The organism is Parabacteroides sp. MSK.9.14 (assembly GCF_019041495.1).
Lineage (GTDB): Bacteria > Bacteroidota > Bacteroidia > Bacteroidales > Tannerellaceae > Parabacteroides > Parabacteroides merdae.
Genome location: NZ_JAHPXO010000103.1, coordinates 1 through 1,668 on the forward strand (window position 1 = coordinate 1; position 1,668 = coordinate 1,668).

The 1,668-nt window shown below is 47.7% G+C and carries 1 protein-coding gene and 2 pseudogenes; all 3 read right to left on the minus strand.

From position 1 onward, the window contains the following. Positions 1 to 243, minus strand: a pseudogene (locus KTG12_RS21240) (hypothetical protein); the annotation flags it as partial. 36 nt (positions 244 to 279) lie between these two features. Then, positions 280 to 1,032, minus strand: a complete 753-nt coding sequence (locus KTG12_RS21245; protein WP_119215759.1) for a glycine-rich domain-containing protein — start codon at positions 1,030 to 1,032, stop codon at positions 280 to 282. Positions 1,033 to 1,048: 16 nt separating this feature from the next. Beyond that, a pseudogene (locus tag KTG12_RS21250) lies at positions 1,049 to 1,668 on the minus strand (hypothetical protein); the annotation flags it as partial.

Genomic DNA, 1,668 nt, shown 5'->3' on the forward strand with positions numbered 1-1,668 from the left:
ATGGATGTCTTTGTCGTAGATTTCCTGCCGTTTGGCATCACGGGCACGCCAGAGCAGTTCTTCCGGTGTCGGCTGTGGTTCCGGTGTCAGTGCCATATACCAACACTCGAGCGGTGATGCCTCCGGATAGTCGTTATGATACTGTTCCTGCTCTTCACTAAGCAGGAGATAAGCGCCATCTTCGTAATTTTCGATATTGTCGCCAACAAGATAGGAATCAGGCAATTCTTGTTCCAATTCCAAAAACTGAATGTTTTTTTGAATATACAGCATATTGTCTTATTTATATTTCATGTAACGAAGTATTATGATACCGGAACCGCCTGCGCCAGAATAGCATCCTCCTGAGACATTGGAACCACTTATATAAAAAGAACCTCCTCCTGAGCCCGTATTGGGTTCTCCATTAGTAGGTCTTCTCGAAATATCTCCGACATAACCGATACCACCGCCACCTGGTGCTGATCCGGAACTATATTCTCCACCACCTCCACCACCTCCGGCGTACAATTTATTATTGAACGGGCATCTGGTAGTACTCCCTTGACCGATTCCAGGCATATCACCTGCTCCATTAGAACCATCACTTCCACCAATATATCCTGCCGTCTTTTCTGCAGGTCTTCCACTACCACCACCTGATCCCCCATCGCCCCCTATTCCGGAATATCGACCTCCATTTCCGCCAAGAGCTTTTATTGAATTAGATTTAAACCAGGACTCTGACCCTGGAAGACCATTCTTCTGATCATCGTAAGCAGACATCGAAACTACACGATCTCCCCCTTTCCCTATTGAATAGCTAACAACACTTTCTGGAGTAACAGGCACATCAAGATATGTTTTAACATACCCCGATCCGCCCCCTCCACCACCTCTTTCAGGGCCTGACGATGCACCAGAGCCACCGCCACCAACAATGAATACATCAACAAATTTACAACCAGCTGGCACCATCCATGTACCGGATGATTTTAACTCTTCCACAACTTCTACCAATTCTCTCTTTCCCATCATCACCCTTCTCTTCATCTCTCACCTCCTTTCATTATACTCTCACGACAATTATCCCATGTTCTTTTTTCAGCGATACCCCTGTGGCTTTACCAGCTGGCAGTTCAACGCTTGTTTCCTCCGATTGCCAGCCCGAACCGTTTGGGATCGGTTGGTTAATCGTTGATCCGGTGTTGTTCTTAATGGACAGATAAAACTCCTGCATCTCCGGTACGCTTCCTATATTCGCAAAGTTGATCGCCTGCACAGATGTACTCGAATAGGTAAAACGCAGGTTGTAGGGCGAAGAGGGAAGAGCCGCCAGAGACTCGACATCGACATACTCTTTCAACCTCAAAGAGTCCGATACCTTCGTTTTCTCTTCATTGCTGTAATTATTGTCGGTATGGACATAAGCAGCGTCCTTGACCGTATGATCGTCATTCTGTAACTGGGATAGCCTTGTCGGAATCGCCTGCTGAACGTTTGTGATGCTCTGGTTCAGCCCGGCGATGATCCCTTGCAACGTCTGTGTGTCCTCTACGTTGGCAAGGAAGGCAATGATCTCGTTGAACGATTCGATGGCACTCGATGCGTCACCCGAAACGAGCGTGTTGACTTGCTGCTGCAAGGCTGTCAGCGCGTTCCTGATTTCCGTGTCGTCGTAGCTTTCCC